The 18,942-nt window shown below is 64.1% G+C and carries 19 protein-coding genes; 3 read left to right on the top strand and 16 right to left on the bottom strand.

The window, feature by feature from the left end; all coding sequences use genetic code 11:
* Window positions 1-21: 21 nt before the first annotated feature.
* A complete protein-coding gene (locus ABLE86_RS04205; protein ID WP_348777750.1) occupies window positions 22-1,875 on the bottom strand; it encodes a methanol/ethanol family PQQ-dependent dehydrogenase in 1,854 nt (617 codons plus the stop codon).
* A gap of 779 nt (window positions 1,876-2,654) precedes the next feature.
* On the opposite strand from ABLE86_RS04205, the gene ABLE86_RS04200 reads away from it, so the two are divergent.
* On the top strand, window positions 2,655-2,999 hold the full coding sequence (locus ABLE86_RS04200; RefSeq protein ID WP_348777638.1) for a hypothetical protein: 345 nt from the start codon (window positions 2,655-2,657) through the stop codon (window positions 2,997-2,999).
* Window positions 3,000-3,037: 38 nt separating this feature from the next.
* On the opposite strand, the gene ABLE86_RS04195 is transcribed toward ABLE86_RS04200, so the two are convergent.
* From ABLE86_RS04195 to ABLE86_RS04180, 4 genes are read right to left on the bottom strand one after another with little or no spacing between them, the layout of a single operon-like run.
* The gene (locus tag ABLE86_RS04195; RefSeq protein ID WP_348777749.1) at window positions 3,038-3,799 is read right to left on the bottom strand and encodes an ATP-binding cassette domain-containing protein; all 762 of its coding nucleotides are present in this window, start codon (window positions 3,797-3,799) and stop codon (window positions 3,038-3,040) included.
* Window positions 3,768-4,595 (bottom strand): ABC transporter permease, encoded by an 828-nt coding sequence (locus ABLE86_RS04190; RefSeq protein ID WP_348777637.1) that lies wholly within the window; start codon window positions 4,593-4,595, stop codon window positions 3,768-3,770. The genes ABLE86_RS04195 and ABLE86_RS04190 overlap by 32 nt, the downstream gene beginning before the upstream one ends.
* Window positions 4,592-5,584 carry an ABC transporter substrate-binding protein gene (locus ABLE86_RS04185; protein WP_348777636.1) on the bottom strand — a complete coding sequence of 331 codons (993 nt, stop codon included), beginning with the start codon at window positions 5,582-5,584 and terminating at the stop codon, window positions 4,592-4,594. The genes ABLE86_RS04190 and ABLE86_RS04185 overlap by 4 nt, the downstream gene beginning before the upstream one ends.
* Window positions 5,585-5,625: 41 nt before the next feature.
* A complete protein-coding gene (locus ABLE86_RS04180) occupies window positions 5,626-5,835 on the bottom strand; it encodes a hypothetical protein (RefSeq protein WP_348777635.1) in 210 nt (69 codons plus the stop codon).
* A 351-nt stretch (window positions 5,836-6,186) separates the two neighbouring features.
* On the opposite strand from ABLE86_RS04180, the gene ABLE86_RS04175 reads away from it, so the two are divergent.
* Window positions 6,187-6,570 (top strand): cytochrome c family protein, encoded by a 384-nt coding sequence (locus ABLE86_RS04175; RefSeq protein WP_348777634.1) that lies wholly within the window; start codon window positions 6,187-6,189, stop codon window positions 6,568-6,570.
* 71 nt (window positions 6,571-6,641) lie between these two features.
* On the opposite strand, the gene gph is transcribed toward ABLE86_RS04175, so the two are convergent.
* The 11 genes from gph to ABLE86_RS04120 all read right to left on the bottom strand — a co-directional run bounded on the left by gph (window position 6,642) and on the right by ABLE86_RS04120 (window position 17,867).
* Window positions 6,642-7,340, bottom strand: a complete 699-nt coding sequence (gene gph / locus ABLE86_RS04170) for a phosphoglycolate phosphatase (RefSeq protein WP_348777633.1) — start codon at window positions 7,338-7,340, stop codon at window positions 6,642-6,644.
* The gene (locus tag ABLE86_RS04165; protein ID WP_348777632.1) at window positions 7,337-7,894 is read right to left on the bottom strand and encodes a thioredoxin family protein; all 558 of its coding nucleotides are present in this window, start codon (window positions 7,892-7,894) and stop codon (window positions 7,337-7,339) included. The genes gph and ABLE86_RS04165 overlap by 4 nt, the downstream gene beginning before the upstream one ends.
* A 20-nt stretch (window positions 7,895-7,914) precedes the next feature.
* On the bottom strand, window positions 7,915-8,601 hold the full coding sequence (gene rpe / locus ABLE86_RS04160) for a ribulose-phosphate 3-epimerase (RefSeq protein ID WP_348777631.1): 687 nt from the start codon (window positions 8,599-8,601) through the stop codon (window positions 7,915-7,917).
* A complete protein-coding gene (cbbX, locus tag ABLE86_RS04155) occupies window positions 8,598-9,539 on the bottom strand; it encodes a CbbX protein (RefSeq protein WP_348777630.1) in 942 nt (313 codons plus the stop codon). The genes rpe and cbbX overlap by 4 nt, the downstream gene beginning before the upstream one ends.
* Before the next feature lie 196 nt (window positions 9,540-9,735).
* On the bottom strand, window positions 9,736-10,155 hold the full coding sequence (locus ABLE86_RS04150; protein WP_348777629.1) for a ribulose bisphosphate carboxylase small subunit: 420 nt from the start codon (window positions 10,153-10,155) through the stop codon (window positions 9,736-9,738).
* 105 nt (window positions 10,156-10,260) lie between these two features.
* Complete coding sequence (locus ABLE86_RS04145) at window positions 10,261-11,721, bottom strand: form I ribulose bisphosphate carboxylase large subunit (protein WP_348777628.1); 1,461 nt, start codon at window positions 11,719-11,721, stop codon at window positions 10,261-10,263.
* A gap of 34 nt (window positions 11,722-11,755) precedes the next feature.
* Window positions 11,756-12,835: a class II fructose-bisphosphate aldolase gene (fba, locus tag ABLE86_RS04140; RefSeq protein WP_348777627.1), complete on the bottom strand. Its 1,080-nt coding sequence runs from the start codon at window positions 12,833-12,835 to the stop codon at window positions 11,756-11,758.
* Window positions 12,836-12,837: 2 nt separating this feature from the next.
* Complete coding sequence (gene gap, locus ABLE86_RS04135) at window positions 12,838-13,887, bottom strand: type I glyceraldehyde-3-phosphate dehydrogenase (protein ID WP_348777626.1); 1,050 nt, start codon at window positions 13,885-13,887, stop codon at window positions 12,838-12,840.
* Between the two features lie 13 nt (window positions 13,888-13,900).
* Window positions 13,901-15,913, bottom strand: a complete 2,013-nt coding sequence (gene tkt / locus ABLE86_RS04130; protein ID WP_348777625.1) for a transketolase — start codon at window positions 15,911-15,913, stop codon at window positions 13,901-13,903.
* Between the two features lie 10 nt (window positions 15,914-15,923).
* Window positions 15,924-16,796 (bottom strand): phosphoribulokinase, encoded by an 873-nt coding sequence (locus ABLE86_RS04125; RefSeq protein ID WP_348777624.1) that lies wholly within the window; start codon window positions 16,794-16,796, stop codon window positions 15,924-15,926.
* A 21-nt stretch (window positions 16,797-16,817) separates the two neighbouring features.
* Window positions 16,818-17,867, bottom strand: coding sequence for a class 1 fructose-bisphosphatase (locus ABLE86_RS04120; protein WP_348777623.1), 1,050 nt, complete (start codon window positions 17,865-17,867; stop codon window positions 16,818-16,820).
* Window positions 17,868-17,987: 120 nt separating this feature from the next.
* On the opposite strand from ABLE86_RS04120, the gene ABLE86_RS04115 reads away from it, so the two are divergent.
* Window positions 17,988-18,941, top strand: coding sequence for a LysR family transcriptional regulator (locus ABLE86_RS04115; RefSeq protein ID WP_348777622.1), 954 nt, complete (start codon window positions 17,988-17,990; stop codon window positions 18,939-18,941).
* The last annotated feature ends 1 nt before the right edge of the window (window position 18,942 follow it).

The raw sequence follows: 18,942 nt of genomic DNA, 5'->3' as shown, positions 1-18,942 counted from the left end.
CACTGGCACTTTCCGGGCCTATCAGTCCGGAAGACCGAAGACGGTCAGCTGGCCGCCGAGTGCGGTGTAGTCGGCCAGTCCAGCATAGCCGCCGACGGCGCCGAGGCCGGCCGTGTTGACGGCCTCTTTCTCGGTGCCTTGTGCGCGGCCCTGGTCGACTGCGCCGTGCCAGGCCTTGGCGTTCTCGGGCGACAGGAGACCGCCCGCCAGACCTATGCCGGCCCAGCCGCCGACACCCGAGTACACGGCAATGTACTGCTTGCCCTTGTGCTCGTAGGTGGTGACGTTGCCGATGATGCCGGACGGCGTCTTGAACTTGTAAAGTTCCTTGCCGTTCTTATCGACCGCCTTCAGGTAGCCTTCAAGCGTGCCGTAGAAGATGACATCGCCGGCAGTGGAGAGCGCACCCGACCAGACCGAGAACTGCTCAGGCTTCGACCAGACGATCTCGCCCTTGGCAGCGTCCCAGGCAATGAAGTTGCCCATGCCGCCATGCTCGCCGGGACCCGGATACATCGACACGGTTGCGCCGACATAGGGCTGACCGGCAGTGTAGCTCACCCGATAGGGCTCGTAGTCCATGCAGACATGGTTGGTCGGCACGAAGAAGAGCTTGTCTTTCGGCGAGTAGGTGGCCGGCTGCTGGTCCTTGGTGCCAAGCGCGGCCGGGCAGATACCCGTGGTGTTGACGTCCTCGCCATTATGCTGTGGCGAGTATTTGTCGACCACTTCCGGGCGGCCGTACTTGTCGCTCTTGGGATCCATGTTGATCTGGGTTGCCCAGTTCACGGCCGGATCGAACTTCTTGGCCACCAGCAAGGCGCCGTTGTCACGGTCCAGCGTGTAGCCGAAGCCGTTACGGTCGAAGTGCACCAGCACGTCGTGCTTCTTGCCGTTCACCTCCATGCCGTCGACGAGGATCATCTCGTTGACGCCGTCATAGTCCCACTCGTCGTGGGGCGTCATCTGGTAGAGCCACTTGGCCATGCCGGTGTCGGCGTCGCGCGCGAAGATGGTCATCGCGTACTTGTTGTCGCCGGGCCGTTGCGTCGGGTTCCAGGTGGAGGGGTTGCCGGTGCCGTAATACACCAGGTTCAGCTTCGGATCATAGGACAACCAGCCCCAGGTAGTGCCGCCGCCCGTCTTCCACTGCTCGCCTTCCCAGCTCTTGAGGCTGGAATCGGCGCCGATCGGCTTGCCGAGATCGGTCGTCTTCTGCGGGTCGACCAGCATGTCGGCATCCGGCCCGGTCGAATAGGCGCGCCAGGCACGCGAGCCGTCCTTGATGTTGTAGGCCGTCAGATGGCCACGCACGCCGAATTCGGCGCCCGAGATGCCGACGATCACCTTGTCCTTCACGACCATAGGTGCGGAGGTTCCGGATTCGCCCTTGCCGCCGACGATGTCGTCGCCGTTCTTGACCGACCAGACCATCTTGCCGGTCTTGGCGTCGATCGCGGTCAGCATCGTGTCGGCCTGGTTGAGGAAGAGCATTCCGTCGCCATAGGCCACACCGCGGTTGACCGTGTCGCAGCACATGATCGGAATGACGTTCGGATCCTGTTTGGGTTCATACTTCCACAGAATCCTGCCGTCGTTGTTCAGATCGAGGGCGTATACCGTGTTGGGGAAGGGCGCGTGCACATACATCACGTCGCCGATGACCAAAGGCCCGCCTTCATGCCCGCGTAGCACGCCGGTGGAGAACATCCATTTGACCTGGAGGTCCTTCACATTGTCCTTGGTGATCTGATTCAGTTTTGAATAGCGGGTGTTGGCATAGTCGCCGGTGGGCATCGCCCAGTTCTTTGAATCCGCAGCAAGTTTCTGCAGGTCATCGTTTGCCGATACGCCATAAGCCGACGCGCATGTCATCAGAGCGGCGGCAATTGGCAGGCAAACAGCTTTGTTGAATGCACGCATTGAAATCCTCCCGGGTTGCAGTCAGGAATCAATCATCTCGCCCAATCAATCCTCGCCCATAGGGGGCTTGCCCAAGCGGCCTGGCGGGGAATGTTTCCGGCAGCGTGTCACGACCTAAGTCAAGCATGGACGGAGGGCACCGATACCGCCCACCTCACTTGGACTACGATGGAGCGTCGCATTTCCCTGATGATAGCGACGTCCTTGAAGCCGGAAACACTGGGAGGCTAAGTCAGAACATTTGGCAAGGCAAGCGCAAACGTCCCTCCGGCTGCTGCAGTGCAATAGTCGTTATGTTGCACTGCAAAAAAATGGAATGTTGCCATTTAATCGCGGAAGTATATGAACAATTATGCCGGATATAAACTTGCGCGCGTAGATAATTGACTTGTTTTCGACGGTCAAAGTTGTCTTTCGAATATTGTGGCGTGTGATTTCAGTGGATAATTTTGTAATACTGTTCCCCTGCATCAGGTATTCTTTTGATTTGCTGTTGGTGAAAAGATTAATCACCCGCATCGTCAGTTGGGCCGCCGCCAGCTTGCATTCGCGGCGAGTTCGGAAGGAGCTTTCTTGTGCGCATCGGAGGGCATTCGGAGCCGTTCGGCAGCATCCTCCTTTGGTCCAATATACTGGATACGACCTATGTCGCGCGTGGTGGCCGCTGGACAGGCGCCGCACACCGCGCCACCCTTGGCGTCAGGAAATCGCGTAGAACGGGATGAACGACCATGTTTCCGAGATTGCCGATTGCCTTGGCCCTGGCATTGACCTTGGCGGCCGCATGCCCGTCGCGCGCGGCGAGCGACTATCCGACCTCGACCCTGGCCGACTATGTGTTCGGCTGCATGAAAGCCAATGGCGAAACGCATGAGATGCTGGACCGTTGCTCATGCTCGATCGACGTGATCGCCACGATCCTTCCCTATGACCGCTACGAGACCGCGGAGACCTTCCGGCGCATGGCGCAGACCACCGGCGAGGGCGGCGAGCTTTTCCGTGAGAGCGCCCCGGCCAAGGCAGCCGGCGCCGAACTGCGGCGCGCGCAGGCCGAAGCCGACGTGGTCTGCTTCTGAGCTGTCGGCTGGAACGCCAGCGCCAGTGCCCGAAGCTTTCACTGCAGGCCCATGGCCTCCTGCATGACGCCCGGAAATTTCTGCCGGAAGGACCGCGCCAGATCGGCCATCACCTGCGGGTTGCGGCTCTGGCGGGGGATGCGAATGTCGAAGTAGCCGAGCACATGCGCCGGGCGTGCCGATAGCAGGATGATCCGATCCGACAGCATCAGCGCTTCGCGAATGTTGTGCGTCACCATCAGCGCCGTGGTCGGCCGCGCCGACCACACCGAGAGCACCAGATAGCGCAGGCGCTCCGCCGTCTGATCGTCGAGCGATACGAAAGGCTCGTCCAGGAACATGATGGAGGGTTCGATGGCGAAGGCGCGCGCCAGCGCCACCCGCCGGGCAAGGCCCAGCGACAGCTCCGACGGATAGAACGAGCGCATCTGCGAAAGGCCGAGGCTGCCGAAGAGCTGGTCCAGGCCGGCCTCGCGCATCTCCTTTGGCATGGCGAGGCGCACATTCTGCTCCACCGTGCGCCACGGCAGCAGCGTCGGCTCCTGGAACACGGCCGCGACGCGGTCGCTCTCGGCGGTAGGGAGCTGGAAGGAGCCTGAGAAATCGCGATCGAGGCCAAGCAGGATGCGCAGCGTCGTCGTCTTGCCGCAGCCGGAGGGGCCGAGCAGGCAGGCAAACTCGCCCTGGCGCACCTCGAAGGACAGATCCTTGAGCGCCGTCACTGATACGCCTTCGGCCGAGCGGAAGGTTTTCTCGAAAATGTCCACTCTAAGCGGCGCGCTGCCGCCAACGGGTTGCATGTCGTTCAAAGGGCTGCACCAGAAAGAGTTCGATGAGAAGCATGATCGCCACGAAAGCCAGCGTGTAGGCGAGGATGGCGGCGACGTCGAAAAGCTGGAAATAGAGATGGATCTGGAAGCCGACGCCATTGGAGCGGCCGAGCAGTTCCACCACCAGCACGATCTTCCAGATCAGGGCGATGCCGGAGCGGGCGGCGGCGGCGAAATAGGGCTGCAGCTGCGGCAGCAGGATATGGCGCAGCCGATCGAGCGGGCTGAAGCGATAGACGGTCGCCATTTCGCTGTAGCGCGGATCAAGCGCGCGGGCGCCTTCGCGCATCGTCACCGCCACGTTGGGGATCTTGTTGACGGCGACCGCGCCGATGGCCGCCGCCTCGGTCAGTCCGAACCAGATATAGGCAAGCACGATGATGACCAGCGCCGGGATGTTGAGGAACAACACCAGCCAGACGTTGAAAAACTGATCGGCGCGGCGGGAAATGCCGAGCATGATGCCGATGGCCGAGCCTATCACCATCGCCACCGCAAAGGCCGCGACCACGCGGGCCAAGGTGATGGCAAGGTTGTAGGGCAACTCGCCGCTGAGTGTGTCCTTGACCAGAACCGCCCAGACCTGGGAGGGCGGTGGGAAGGCGCGGCTGGGCCACAGCGCGGCAACAAGGCTCCAAAGAAGAAAGAGGCCGACGAGCGACGCAACCACCGTGAGCGTCGGCCCAGCCTTGGCCCAGCGACCCTGAGTGGTTGGGGCGCGCGTGGTGCTGGCGGCGGGCTGGGCGCGAAGTTCATCCAGGTTCATGTTTCCGGCCCCAGCCAAAAGGTTCCCGGGGCCATCTGACGCGCATCTCCGACCAGCTTTTCGCCGCCGATCTGGGCGAGCACATCATACAGCCGGGCGGCGTCTGCCTCTTCCTCCGCGGCCGAACGGGAAGGAATGCCTTCCCGATAGCGGTCGCGCAGCGTCTCCAGTTCCTTGCCTTCCGCCCGCACCAGCGGCGCAAGGCGCAGCCATTCCGCGTCGGAGCTTGCAAGCATCCGCTTTGCAGCCGCCGAGGCCTTGATGAAGCCGGCAATTGCCGCGGGATCGGCGCGGGCCCAGCTTTCATGAAAGGTATAGCCGAGGGCCGCGACGGGACCGGTGGCGCCCAACGCCCTTGCGGCATCGTCGGCGCCGATGAGGCGGCGGAAGCCATGCGCCTCGAGCCGCGCGCAGAAGTGCCAGAAGTTGAGCACCGCATCGAGTTCGCCCTCGATGGTCTTTTCCGAGAGGAGAGGCGGCGCGCCGAAGACGATCTCGTTTCGCTCGGCAAGGTCCATGTCGTGGTCGCGCCGGAACAGGGCCTGCAGCAGAAGCCAGCTCTTGTCGAGCGGGCCGCCGGCCACGCCGATCTTCTTGCCGGTCAGATCGCCGGGGTTGCGGATCGGCGAGTCCTGCCTGACCATGATGGCACCCACGGCCGTCGAATAGGGCACGAGCGTCACATCACCGCCCATCGAGCGCTGCCGCGACACCCACAGCCAGTCGGTGACGATGATGTCGATGTTGCCGGAGAGCATGGCGACGTTGGTCGCGTCCTCGCCGGCAAAAAACGAGACGTCGAGATCGATGCCGTTGGCCGCATCTAGGCCATGGTGCTTGATCGTATCAAGCTCCCAGCTGACGGTGCCGAACTTGAGAACGCCGATCCTGACACGGTTGTCCGCCCGGGCGGGGCCGGCTGGCAGGGTGGGAACGCCGGCCAGGGCAAGCCCCATCAAGCACACGAAGTTGCGTCGCGATACCACCACGGCGTCTCCCAATGTGCGACCGCGCCAGGCTGCGGTCTGCCTCAGATCGATTTCTCCTTAACGGGGAATGCGCATTTCCAGCGCACCACCGTGAGGGCAGGGTGCTGCTGCGTCCATTTCGCGATCTCGGGCGGTGCAGTGTACATGCACTGCACCAGCGAACCGCTGCTCTGGAAATAAAGATGCTCGTCGCGGCAATGGGTTGGATTGGCGGTCAGACAAACCGTCAGGATCAGGTCGACCATATTCATGTAAACACCTTTCGCCGCCACGTTCAGCCAGGCGTGCGCCGGCGCTTCCGCGTGTCAGCGAGCCTGCCGCCCCAAGGTGCCGTTGGGGAGGGTCCTGTCCAAGAAGGCTACGCGCTTGCCCGGACGGCGTCAACAAGATGCCCATTCCGGCCGAGTGTACGGCGCGGATGGGGTACGATGGTCGCGATTGACATCCCGCCAACGCGATCTAGCTTGAAGGGCGCGGGTGCAGCGGTCCCGAGGGTCGGACGCGTGCTTGCATACCCGCCCAAACAAAAGGCGCATGCCGGGGGAAGCCAACACGGCATGTGCAGTCGTCCAGGGCACCCTGACGTCCAGAGAGGAAACGCCATGCGCTCCATCGTACTTCTGCTCGCCATATCCGCTGCCGGCATGCTGGCCTCCAATGCCCAGGCGCAGGACGCCGCCGCCGGTGAAAAGGTCTTCGCCAAATGCAAGGCCTGCCACGTTGCCGACAAGGACGAGAACCGCGTCGGCCCATCGCTGATGGGCGTGATCGGCCGCACCGCAGGAACTCATCCGAACTACAAATATTCGCCGGCCATGATCGAGGAAGGCAAAAAGGGAGTTGTCTGGAACGAGCAGACGCTGACGGAATATCTGAGAGACCCCAAGGCGATGGTGAAGGGCACAAAGATGGCTTTCGCCGGCCTCAAGGAAGACAAGGATATTGCCGACGTCATCGCCTATCTGGAGCAGTATTCCAAAAAATAGGCAAAAACAACGGCTTGAGACGAGGGGCTCCCGGATTGATTCCGGGAGTTCGCGGACTGCTGCAAGAGCCGTCAGGCCGCGTCGCGCAGGGCGCGCAGGGCGAGCGGCAGGTCGCCAAGGCTGTCGCAGATGAGGTCGGCGCCCAATTCCTCCACCGGCACCTGCGTATAGCCGCCGCGCACCAGAACCACCGGCATGCCGGCCGCCCGCGCGGCGCCCACATCGGCGGCACTGTCGCCCACCATTAGGGCATTTTCCACGTCGATCCGCAGCCGTTCCAGCGCCAGCAGCAGCGCGTCGGGCGCCGGCTTCTTCTGGCTGACAGCGTCGCCGCCGACAATCGCGCCGAGCGCATCGGTGAGTCCGAAGTGCAGCAGGATCTCGCGCGAGGCCACCTGCGGCTTGTTGCTGACCACGCCCATCGCCATGCCAGACATGTGGAAATGCGCAAGCGTCTCGCGCGTACCCGGCATCAGGCGGGTGAGATAGGTGAGGTGGCGGTTGTAGATCGGCGCCATGTCGCGCGTGGCTTCTTCCAGCGCGCGGCCGATCAGTGGCATGCCCGCGGCCGCAAAGGCGCGTTCCACCAGCTTCGGCACGCCATTGCCGATCATCGTCGTGACACGCGGGACCGTGAGTGGCGCCAGCTGGCGGGTGGCCAGAAGCTCGTTCACGGCGGCGGTGATGTCGGGGGCTGAATCGATCAGCGTGCCGTCGAGATCGAACAGGATCGCTCGGGGAAAGGGTGCCTTTATGCCGTTGACGGTCATGCCGCTTCCTTCCATTTGATGGAGCAACCGATGGAGGCGACCTGCTCGCGCGGGCCATTGCCGGTGCGGGCCACCTGTTTCATCGCCTCGTAGAGATCGCGGCGCAGGTCGGCCGCGCCAGTCTCCTTGCGCGAGGCATCGAGCCGGCCGCGATATTGCAGCGTCAGCTCGTTGTTGAAGCCGAAGAAGTCGGGCGTGCAGGCCGCACCGTAAGCACGGGCCACCGACTGGTCTTCATCGTAGAGGTAGGGGAAGCCGAAGCGGTGCTCCTCGGCGAACTGCTTCATGTTGGCGAAGGAGTCTTCCGGGTAGGCCTCGGCGTCGTTGGAACTGATGGCGACGAAGCCGATGCCTTCCGCCTTTAGGTCCTCTGCGTCGCGGACGATGCGCGAGATCACCGCCTTCACGTAGGGGCAGTGATTGCAGATGAAAACGACGACGAGGCCGTTGGGGCCGGCCTGGTCGAAAATGCTGTGCTGCTTGCCGTCGACGCCGGGAAGGGTGGCATCGACGGCCGGCCAGCCGAAGTCGCAGACGGGTGGAATGGCTGCCATGGTGCCTCTCCCTGCTTGTCCTAGGCCGCCTTGCGCAACGCGCGATCGCCGGCGGCGCGGATGGCGGCGATGTTCTGGGCGTAGGCCTCGGCCGTGCCGCCCTTGAACACGGCCGAGCCTGCCACCAGCACATTGGCGCCGGCGGCCGTGACCAGCGGCGCGGTTTCGGGCGTCACGCCGCCGTCGATCTCGATGTCGATCGGCCGGTTGCCGATCATGGCTTTCACGCGCTTCACCTTCTCCACCACCGCCGGGATGAAGGCCTGGCCGCCGAAGCCGGGGTTCACCGTCATCAAGAGGATGAGGTCGAGCCGGTCGAGCACATATTCGATGGCGCTTTCCGGCGTCGACGGGTTGAGCGAGACGCCGGCCTTCTTGCCGAGGTTCCTGATCGCCTGCAGCGAGCGGTCGAGATGCGGGCCGGCTTCGGCATGCACGGTGATGATGTCGCAGCCGGCATCGGCGAAGGCCTCCAGATAGGGATCGGCAGGGGCGATCATCAGGTGGCAGTCGAAGACCTTGTCGGTGCGACCCCGGATCGCCTTGATGACCTGCGGGCCGAAGGTGATGTTGGGGACGAAATGCCCGTCCATGACGTCGAGGTGGATCCAGTCGGCGCCGGCGGCTGCCACCGCCTCGACCTCGTCGCCGAGGCGGGAGAAGTCGGCCGACAGAACCGAGGGCGCGATCAGGGTTTTTGCGGTCATTGGCTAGCCTCCTCACCCTTCGTCTTCATTGCGAAGACCCGACTTGCGGTGATGTCATCCGAGGAAATGGTCGACAGGGCCTTGGCGTCGAGCGGGCCCTGGGAGGTCTCGAACAGCCGGTTGGCTTGCCGCAAACGCGCCCGGTCCAGTGCGTTGCGGATCGAGCGCGCATTGGCGAAATGCGGCTGCTCGCGCCGACGCGCGATGTAGTCTTTGAGCGCCGCGACAGCGGATTGATCGAGCCTGTAGTTCTGGTGGTCGAGCATCTTCTTGGCGATCCCGAGAAGTTCGTCGTTGGTATAGTCGGGAAAATCGATGTGGTGCGCAATGCGCGAGCGGAAGCCGGGATTGCTCTCGAAGAAGCGGTCCATGCGCGGCGCGTAGCCGGCGAGGATCACGACCAGGTCGTCGCGCTGGTTTTCCATCACCTGAAGCAGGATCTCGATTGCCTCTTGGCCGTAGTCGCGCTCGTTTTCCGGGCGATAGAGATAATAGGCCTCGTCGATGAACAGCACCCCGCCCATCGCCTTTTTCAGGATCTCCTTGGTCTTCGGGGCAGTGTGGCCGATATATTGGCCGACCAGGTCGTCGCGGGTGACCGACACGAGATGGCCCTTGCGGATGTAGCCGAGGCGGTGGAGCAGGTCGGCCATCCTCAATGCAACTGTGGTCTTGCCGGTGCCGGGATTGCCGGTGAAGCTCATGTGGAGCGTCGGCGTTTCGTGGGCCAGGCCCATGCGCCGGCGCGCGCGCTCGACCAGCAGCAGGGCCGCCGTCTCGCGGATGCGCTTCTTGACGGGGGCGAGGCCGATCAGGTCGCGGTCCAGCTCGGCCAGAACGTCCTTGACGCCCGAGCTCTCGAACTCCTCGCGCAGGTCGATTGCCGTCGGGATTTCCTCGACGGGGGTTTCGGTTTCGGCTGTTGCTGTTGCGGACATGGGGACTACCTGTTCAGTGCATTTGTAATTGAAACTCCATCACCGGTTTGCTGCGCAAACCACCTCCCCCTGCCCGGGGGAGAGGAACGCTTGTCCTGGCCGACCGCGGCATTCGTGGTTGGCGCTTCCCCTGGGCAGGGGGAGAGGCGGCGGGCAAAGCGAGCCGGCGAGGGGTGCTTCGATGTTCCTTCGAATGTTACCCGTATCTGTTGCCCGCCGGACGATCGGCCGCATAGGGCTTGGTCGTGTAACGCACCACGCGGCCGGGCGCTTCCTGCCGCTCGAGGCGGTAGCCGGGCTCCTCGGCCGGGCGGTTGACGATGAAGGACAGCTTCACCGATTCCCAGCCATGGCTGGAATCGAATGCGACCACGCGGATGTAGCGGTCGCCATAGACCTTGCGGCAGTCCTTCAGCTCCATCATCAAAGCCGCGGCGTCCGGATTATCGAACATCGGGTGGCCCCACATGTCCCAATAGGTGTTGCGAGGGTGCGGGTCGTCGGTGAATTCGAGGCTGACGGCCCAGCCATTGTCGATGCAGTACTGCACCTGCGCCCGGATCTGGTCGTCTGTCAGGTCGGGCAGGAATGAGAAGGTTCCCTGGGTGATGCGCATTGGAATTGGCTCCTGTCGGTTGCGCCGCTTTACACTCCCCCATGCGGGGAAAGGCGGCGAATGATGCGGTCGACCCTCCCCACGAGGGGAAGGGAGAGTTCGGTCTTACTCCGCCGCCGTCGCCACCGGCACGAAGTCCGGCGAGTCGGTCGAGGCGTAGTTGAAGGTCACGTCCTTCCAGGTTTCGAGCGCCTGCTTCAGCGGCAGGCAGGTCTTGGCGGCGTCCTGCAGTATCTGCGGTCCCTCGCGCATGATGTCGCGGCCTTCGTTGCGGGCGAGGATCATGCATTCGAGCGCGACGCGGTTGGCGGTGGCGCCCGCCGCGATGCCCATCGGGTGACCGATCGTGCCGCCGCCGAACTGCAGCACCACGTCCTCGCCGAGCAGGTGAAGGAGCTGGTGCATCTGGCCGGCATGGATGCCGCCCGAGGCCACCGGCATCAGCTTGTTGAGCGAGGCCCAGTTCTGGTCGAAGAAGATGCCGTTCTCCAGCCGCTTCGGATTAAAATCCTCGCGGCAGACGTCGTAGTAGCCGTGGGTCGTGGCCGGGTCGCCTTCCAGCTTGCCCACCACCGTGCCGGCATGGATGTGATCCACGCCCGCCAGCCGCATCCACTTGGCGATGACGCGGAAGGAGACGCCGTGGCTCTTCTGGCGCGTATAGGTCGAGTGGCCGGCGCGGTGCAGGTGCAGGATCATGTCGTTCTTGCGCGCCCAATTCGACATGGACTGGATGGCCGTGTAGCCAATGACCAGGTCGATCATGACGATGGTGGAGCCGAGTTCCTTGGCGAAGTTGGCGCGCTCGTACATGTCCTCCATGGTGGCGGCGGTCACGTTCAGATAGGTGCCCTTGATCTCGCCGGTCTCGGACTGCGCCTTGTTGACGGCCTCCATGCACCACAGGAACCGGTCGCGCCAATGCATGAAGGGCTGCGAGTTGATGTTCTCGTCGTCCTTGGTGAAGTCGAGACCGCCCTTCAGCGCCTCGTAGACCACGCGGCCGTAGTTGCGGCCGGACAGGCCAAGCTTCGGCTTCACGGTTGCGCCCAGCAGGGGGCGGCCGAACTTGTCGAGGCGTTCGCGCTCGACCACGATGCCGGTGGCCGGGCCGTTGAAGGTCTTCACATAGGCGACCGGCAGCCGCATGTCTTCGAGCCTGAGCGCCTTGAGCGGCTTGAAGCCGAAGACGTTGCCGATGATCGAGGCCGTGAGGTTGGCAATGGATCCCGGCTCGAACAGGTCGAGATCGTAGGCGATGTAGGCGAAATACTGGCCCGGCGCGTTGGGAACCTGGTCGACCTGGTACGCCTTGGCGCGGTACTTCTCAGAGGCGGTGAGGCGGTCGGTCCAGACCACGGTCCAGGTCGCAGTCGAGCTCTCGCCGGCCACCGCCGCCGCAGCCTCGATCGGATCGACGCCGTCCTGCGGGGTGATGCGGAATACCGCGATGATGTCGGTGTCCTTGGGCTCGTAGTCGGGCTCCCAATAGCCCATCTTCTTGTATTCCATGACACCGGATCTGTAGCGTGCGGCTCCGGTGACGGTTTCTGTCTTGTTGGCCATAGGTCTGGTCCTTTCTTAGCTTGGGTTGGACCGCTCAGGCGGCCTTGGCGGGTGCGATGTGCGGGTCGAGCTTGCCGGCGGCGTAGCGCTTGGCCATCTCGTCCATGGCGATGACCTTGATCTTCGAGGCATTGCCGGCGGTGCCGAAGCGCTCGAAGCGGTCGCGGCACAGGTCGCGCATGGCGTCCATCGCCGGCTTCAGGAACTTGCGCGGGTCAAATTCGCTGGGGTGCTCCATGGCGATGCGGCGGAACTGGCCGGTCATAGCCATGCGGCAGTCGGTGTCGATGTTGACCTTGCGCACGCCGTGGCGAATACCGCGCTCGATCTCCTCCACCGGCACGCCATAGGTCTGGGGCATCTGGCCGCCATGCTTGTTGATGACGTCCTGCAGCTCCTGCGGCACCGAGGAGGAGCCGTGCATGACAAGATGCGTGTTGGGCAGCTTGCTGTGGATCTCCTCGATCACGCGCATGGCCAGGATGTCGCCGTCGGGCTTGCGGGTAAACTTGTAGGCGCCATGCGAGGTGCCGCAGGCGATTGCCAGCGCGTCGACCTTGGTACGGGTGACGAAGTCGACCGCCTGGTCAGGGTCGGTCAAAAGCTGGTCGTGCGACAGCGCCCCTTCGGCGCCGTGGCCGTCCTCGGCCTCGCCCTGGCCGGTCTCCAGCGAGCCGAGCACGCCGAGCTCGCCCTCGACGGAAGCGCCGACCCAATGGGCCATGCGTGACACGCGCTCGGTGATGGTGACGTTGTATTCGTAGCTGGCGGGCGTCTTTGCGTCCGCCTCCAGCGAGCCGTCCATCATCACCGAGGTAAAGCCGTGGCGGATGGCGGTAAGGCAGGTGGCTTCGTTGTTGCCGTGGTCCTGATGCATGCAGACCGGGATGTCGGGATAGATTTCGGCCAGCGCGTCGATCATCTTGGCCAGCATGATGTCGTTGGCGTAGGAGCGGGCGCCGCGCGATGCCTGTATGATGACCGGCGCGTCGCAGGCCTTGGCCGCCTCCATGATGGCGAGGCCCTGTTCCATGTTGTTGATGTTGAATGCCGGCACGCCGTAACCGCGTTCGGCGGCGTGGTCGAGCAATTGCCTCAGCGTGATGCGCGCCATGGTCAGGCTTCCTCCTTCGTCCTGCTGTACTGCTTGCGGGGTTCGAGCGTCCGGCCGATCGCCGCGGCGGTGTCGGCCATGCGGTTGGAAAAGCCCCACTCGTTGTCGTACCAGGACATGACCCGGACGAGGTTGCCCTCGATGACCTTGGTCTGGTCGAGCGCGAAGGACGACGAGGCCGGATTGTGGTTCAGGTCGATCGAGACCAGCGGCTCGTCGACGATGGCGAGGATGTTCTTCAGCCTGCCCCCGGCGGCTGCCTTCATCGCCTCGTTGACCTCTTCCACGGTGGTCGGGCGCGAGGGCACGAATTTGAAGTCGACCACCGAGACGTTGGGCGTCGGCACGCGGATGGCGACGCCGTCGAGCTTGCCCTTCAGTTCCGGCAGCACCAGGCCGACGGCCTTGGCCGCACCCGTCGAGGTGGGGATCTGGGATAGGGCGGCGGCGCGGGCGCGGTAGAGGTCCTTGTGCATGGTGTCCAGCGTGGGCTGGTCGCCGGTGTAGGAGTGGATCGTTGTCATGAAGCCGCGCTCGATGCCGATGGCCTCATGCAGCACCTTGGCGACCGGCCCCAGGCAGTTGGTGGTGCAGGACGCGTTGGAGACAACGACGTGCTCCTTGCTGATCTTGTCGTCGTTGACGCCGTAGACCACTGTCAGGTCGGCGCCGTCGGCGGGGGCGGAGACGAGCACGCGGCGGGCGCCGGCCGCGAGATGCGCCGAGGCCTTCTCCTTCGAGGTGAAGATGCCGGTGCATTCGAGCACGATGTCGACCTCCAGCTCCGCATGCGGCAGTTCGGCCGGATTGCGGATCGCCGTCACCCTGATCGGCGGCAGGTCGTCGACGACCATGGTGTCGCCCTTGACGGTCACCGTGCCGGGGAAGCGGCCGTGGACGCTGTCGTAGCGCAGCAGATGTGCATTGGTCTCGACCGGGCCGAGATCATTGATCGCCACCACCTCGATGTCGGTGCGGCCCGACTCGATGATGGCGCGCAGGATGTTGCGGCCGATGCGGCCAAAGCCGTTGATTGCGACGCGAACTGCCAATTGCTCCTCCCGTTCAGTCGATGAGCTCGAGGGCCGCGCCGGCGACCGCTTCGGGCGTGATGTTGAAGTGGCGGTAGAGTTCGGCGGCGGGGGCGCTGGCGCCGAAGCCCGACATGCCGATGAAAGCGCCGTTCTCGCCGATCCAGCGGTCCCAGCCGAGGCGGGCGGCAGCTTCCACCGCCACGCGCGGGGCGGTGCCGAGAACGGACTTGCGATAGGCCGCGTCCTGCGCCTCGAACAGCTCCCAGCACGGCATGGAGACGACCGCAGCCTCGATGCCGCGCTCGGCCTTCAGCTTCTCGGCGGCGGCCACCGCGATCTCGACCTCGGAGCCGGTGGCGATCAGCGTCACCGCGCGCGGGCCTCCCGTCTCGCGCAGCACATAGGCACCGCGTGCGGAGCGGTTCTCGCTCGAATGGGCAGGCCGCAGCATCGGCAGGTTCTGGCGCGACAGCACCAGCACGCTCGGCCGGTCCATCGTCTTCAGGGCCAGTTCCCAACACTCCGCCGTCTCGATGATGTCGGCCGGGCGGAACACGTTGAGATGCGGCGTGGCGCGCAGCATGGCGAGATGCTCGACCGGCTGGTGCGTCGGGCCGTCCTCCCCGAGGCCGATGGAATCGTGGGTCATGACATAGATGACCCGCTGGCCCATCAGGGCGGACAGGCGTATGGCGCCGCGCGCATAGTCGGTGAAGCACAGGAACGTGCCGCCGTAGGGCACGAAGCCTCCATGCAGCGCGATGCCGTTCATGGCCGCCGCCATGCCGTGCTCGCGGATGCCGTAGTGGACATAGCTGCCGGAATAGTCGCCGGCGACGAGGCGGTTCATGCCCTTGGTGATGGTCAGGTTGGAGTGGGTGAGGTCCGCCGACCCGCCGACGGTGAGGTCGGTGGCGCCGTTGATGACGCCGAGCGCCATTTCGGAAGCCTTCCGGGTGGCGACCTTGGTGGCCTTCTCGATATGCTCCTTGCGGAAGGAGTCGAGCGCCTCGAACACGGCAGGCGGGACATCGCCGGCAATTGCCGCCTCGAAAGCATCGCGGTGTGCGGAGGCTGCAAGCCGCACTTCCCACTCGCGGCGTGCAGCTTCGCCGCGGCCGGCAACTTCGCGCCATGCAGCCACAATTTGATCCGGCACCTCGAACGGAGGCCAGGGCCAGCCGATGTTTTCGCGCGCGGCGGCGACTTCGGCTTCGCCGAGCGGCGCGCCGTGGGTCTTTTCGGAGCCCTGGAGATGGGGCGCGCCCTTGCCGATAATGGTGCGGCAGGCGATCAGCGATGGGCGGTCCGAACTGCGCGCGTGGTTGATTGCCGCGGCGATCGCGTCCACATCGTGGCCATCGATCTCCTGCACGTCCCAGCCTGCCGCCCGGAAGCGGGCCGGCTGGTCCATCGAGGTCGACAGCGAAGTCGGGCCGTCGATGGAAATCGAATTGTTGTCCCAGAAGACGATCAGGCGGTCGAGCTTCAGATGGCCGGCAAGGTCGATCGCCTCGTGGCTGACGCCTTCCTGCAGACAGCCGTCACCGGCGATCACATAGGTGTAATGGTCGACCAGATCGGCGCCGTGGCGCGCGGCCAGCATGCGTTCGGCCAGTGCCATGCCGACGGCGGTGGAGATGCCCTGGCCGAGCGGGCCGGTGGTTGTCTCGATGCCCTGCGCGTGGCCGTATTCGGGGTGGCCGGCGGTGCGGCTGCCGAGCTGGCGGAAATTCTGCAACTGCTCGATCGGCATGTCGGGATAGCCGATCAGATAGTGCAGGGCATATTGCAGCATCGAGCCATGGCCGGCCGACAGCACGAAACGGTCGCGGTCGGGCCAGTCGGGCTTGGCCGGGTCGAGCTTGATGAAACGGTGGAACAGCACCGTCGCCACGTCGGCCATGCCCATGGGCATGCCGGGATGGCCCGAATTGGCCTTCTGCACGGCATCCATCGCCAGTGCGCGGATGGCGTTGGCCATGTCGCGCTCGGACACGGTTTCGGCGGCCGGATTCGGCTTGAGAGACGATTGCAGGTTCATGGCTTCCTCCTCACGACGCGCGCTTCTTGCGCTCGATGAGTTGCAGGATGAGCGGGGTAAGGATGAGCTGCATGGCGAGGTCGAGCTTGTTGCCCGGCACCACGATGGAATTCGCCCGCGACATGAAGCTGTCGTGGATCATCGACAGCAGGTAGGGGAAGTCGATGCCGCGTGGCCGCGCGAAGCGGATGACCAGCATCGACTCGTCCGGCGTGGGTATCCATCGGGCGATGAAGGGGTTCGACGTGTCGACGATGGGCACGCGCTGGAAGTTGATGTCGGTCTGGGTGAACTGCGGAGTGATGTAGCGCACATAGTCAGGCATGCGCCGCAGGATCACGTCCATCACGGCTTCGGTGGAATAGCCGCGCGTGGACCGGTCGCGGTGGATCTTCTGGATCCATTCGAGATTAATGACCGGCACGACGCCGATCTTGAGGTCGGCGTGGCGGGCAAGGTTGACCTGTTCGGTCGCCACGCAGCCATGCAGCCCTTCGTAGAACAGAAGGTCGCTGGGCGGGAATTCGCGCCATTCGGTGAAGGTGCCCGGCTGCTGGCCGTAGAGCTTGGCCTCTTCCTCGTCGTGGACATAGGTGCGCGTGCGTCCCGTTCCGCGGCGGCCATATTCCTCGAACACGGATTCGAGAATCTCCAGCTCGTTGGCCTCGACATTGAAGTGGGTGAAGTTGGGGTTTCCCTTCTCCTCCTCCTCGGCGACCTTCAGCTTCATCGCGGCGCGGTCGTAGCGGTGGAAGGCATCGCCCTCGATGAAGGCGGCCTCGATGTGCTCGCGCCGGAAGATCTGCTCGAAGACGCGCTTGACCGAAGTGGTGCCGGCGCCGGAGGAGCCTGTGATGGAAATGATCGGGTGCTTGGCCGACATGAAACGCTTTCTCCCCCCAGGTCAGGCGCGGAACAGGCCGCGATGGCCGAACAGCGGCGACCGCTCGCCGATGCTGCTCGGATCCAAGTGATAACGAGTGATGCGGGCCACCTCGCGAGCGGAGCCGAAGACCAGCGGGGTGCGCTGGTGCAGGCTCTGCGGATGGATATCCAGTATGCGCTCGATCGTGTCGGTCGCCGCGCCGCCGGCCTGCTCGATCAGATAGGCGATCGGGATGGCCTCGTAGACGAGCCGCAGGCGGCCGCTTGCGTATCCGCGGCGCTGGTCGCCCGGGTAGAGGAAGACGCCGCCGCGCATGAGGATGCGGTAGCAGTCGGCAACCAGCGAAGCGATCCAGCGCATGTTGAAGTCGCGCTCGCGCGGACCCTCGGTGCCTTTCAGGCAATCGTCGACATAGAGCCGCACGGCCTCGTCCCAGTGACGGTAGTTGGCGGCATTGATCGCAAATTCATGAGCGCGCGGCGGCACGATGCGGCTTTCATAGGCCTGCACGAAGGTGCCCAGTCGCGCCGACTGGACGAAGACATGGGTGCCGCTGCCAAGCGACAGCACCAGCGCCAGCTGCGGGCCATAGATGAAGAAGCCCGCGCCGAGCAGGTTCGTTCCCGGCTGCAAAAAGGAGGCGGCCGGATTTTCATCCGGCGCGCCAGTTGCAGGGAGGAGCGAGAAAATCGTTCCGATCGACACGTTGGTGTCGATGTTGGAGGAGCCGTCGAGAGGATCGATGGCGATGGCAAGGTCGGCATCCGTGTTGAGCAGGACCGGCTGGTCAAGTTCCTCCGAGGCGTAGAGACGCACCGGCGCATGGCGCATGGCGTCCAGAAAGATGTCGTCGGCGAAGACGTCGAGGTCCTTCTGCACGTCGCCGTCGTGATTGGTGCCGCGCGTGCCTGCGAAGGCTCTACCAAGCGCGCCCTGATTGATGGTGTTGCGCACCTTGACCGCCGCCTGGGCGAGCTGGCGGATCGTCGTGGCAATGGCCTCGCGACGCAGGTCGCTGCCGCTGCCAACGTAAGAATTCAGAACCGCATCGAGTGTTGCCGTCGTCATCTTGTCCTCCCGAGCGGTCGCAAAGCATCGACCAAGCCTGAGACGGATGAGAACAAAGGCGCTTACCTAAGTAAATTTTAATAACTTTACTTTTCTAGTAAAAAAGATTTAGCATCGGCCATGCGGAACCTCACTTTCAGGCAGCTCAGGGCAGTTCAGGCGATCATCGCCACGGGCAAAATCGTCAACGCTGCCAAGGCCTTGGGGCTGACCGCGCCGGCGGTAACGATCCAGCTGAGGCAGGCCGAGGACGAACTCGGCATCGCCCTTTTCGACCGCACCGCAGACGGGATGCGTCCGACTGCCGCAGGATTGGCCCTGGTCGATGCGGCCCAGGCGATCGAGGAGCGGCTGCGGCTGCTGGAAGATCAGATCGACGCGATAAAGGGCGTGCGCACCGGCAGCCTGACGCTGGGTGTCGTCTCCACCGCCAAATATTTCGCGCCACGGCTGATGGCCGCCTTCATGAAGGAATATCCGGACATCGAGATGAACCTTCTGGTCGGCAACCGCGCCGAGACGATCGCCAACCTGAAGAGCCATGATGTCGACATCGCGCTGATGGGGCGTCCGGCGCGCGACGTGCCTGTGCGGGCGTCGGCCTTCGGCGACCACCCGCTGGTCATCATCGCAGCACCCGACCATCCGCTGGCGAAGGCCCGCGACATTTCCAAGGAACGCATCGCCCGCGAAAACTTCCTGATCCGCGAGCCGGGTTCTGGCACGCGCATTTCGCTGGAGATTTTCCTGAGCGAAATTCCCGGCCGGCTGGACGACCTTGGCACGGAGATGGACTCCAACGAGACCATCAAGCAGGCGGTTATGGCGGGGCTGGGGATTGCCTTCATTTCCGCGCACACCGTTGCCTTCGAAGTGGAAACGAGGCGTCTCGTCATACTGGACGTACAGGGCATGCCGATCCGCCGGCAATGGTTCGCGGTGATGCGGGCCGACCGGGCGATCTCGCCGGCCATGTCCACCTTCCACGATTTCCTGATGCGCAAGGGCGCGATGTACCTGCCGCTGTTCGGCAAGCTCTATCCCGCCCAGGCGCCCCGGCCGGAGCTGGTATGAG

The sequence above is a fragment of the Mesorhizobium sp. KR2-14 genome, assembly GCF_040049255.1.
Classification (GTDB): domain Bacteria; phylum Pseudomonadota; class Alphaproteobacteria; order Rhizobiales; family Rhizobiaceae; genus Pseudaminobacter.
This window is presented reverse-complemented; position numbering and strand designations above follow the sequence as displayed.